The 771-nt window shown below is 36.2% G+C and carries 1 protein-coding gene; it reads left to right on the plus strand.

What is annotated here, in order from left to right:
• Nucleotides 1-102 precede the first annotated feature (102 nt).
• Nucleotides 103-456, plus strand: coding sequence for a DUF6659 family protein (locus tag C6988_RS09825; protein ID WP_255464469.1), 354 nt, complete (start codon nucleotides 103-105; stop codon nucleotides 454-456).
• The last annotated feature ends 315 nt before the right edge of the window (nucleotides 457-771 follow it).

Consider the following 771-nt stretch of genomic DNA (forward strand, 5'->3'; position numbering starts at 1 on the left):
AAACAAAATAATTATAAAATAATCACAACTCGTGCCTAAATCAATTATATTTCCCTTTGAATGCAAGTCTATCACATGAGTTATTACAAAAATGAGAATCTCATGGATTTAGTAGAAGATATAATTGATTTAGATCCACAAATGCGATTTGCAGCAATAATCGATAAGAAAGGAAAGATAATTGAGGCAATAATGAAGAGTGGCAAGACCTCACTCAAATCGCAAAAAGACGAGGAGCATTTTTGCCAGCAGGTTGCAAAAAGGCGTGAGATGAGACAGGAGTTCGACAAAAGCCTAGGTAGTGTGCGTTACGTCCACGTAGAGCGAGAAAAGGTAACGCAAATTGTAATTTATCCTGATTCATACACTGTCTACGTTACAATGGAGCCCGAAATGTCAATTACAAAAAAACTCCGTCTTGTAAATAAAATTAAAAAAATGACTGCAGACTTGTAATCTGCCTGACTGTACAATTCGAACACACTAGACTATCAATAGAATAATTTTGTAACTTGATTTATGAATCAACAAGGAGCTGTACTGTTTTTAGGAATTGTCGCAGGGCTTGCCATGCTGTTTCCATTAATCTACTGGCAGTTAAAATAAACTTTAGACTATTATAACTCGATTTTTATCTAGATTCATGCCAAGAGAGTTGCGAATTCTAGTTGATGAGACAAGTGATGGCCTTGATATCAAGCTGCAAAATGCAGGATACTATGCAGAAAGCGTCAAAAAACTGCGTGCAACTGATGAGAAGATGGGCTATGA

Origin of the sequence: Nitrosopumilus sp. b1 (assembly GCF_014078545.1) — an archaeon.
Classification (GTDB): Archaea; Thermoproteota; Nitrososphaeria; order Nitrososphaerales; family Nitrosopumilaceae; genus PXYB01.

Coding starts and splice junctions, on each gene's coding strand:
- C6988_RS09825 (WP_255464469.1), top strand. CDS start 103: ATGGATTTAGTAGAAGATATAATTGATTTAGATCCACAAATGCGATTT.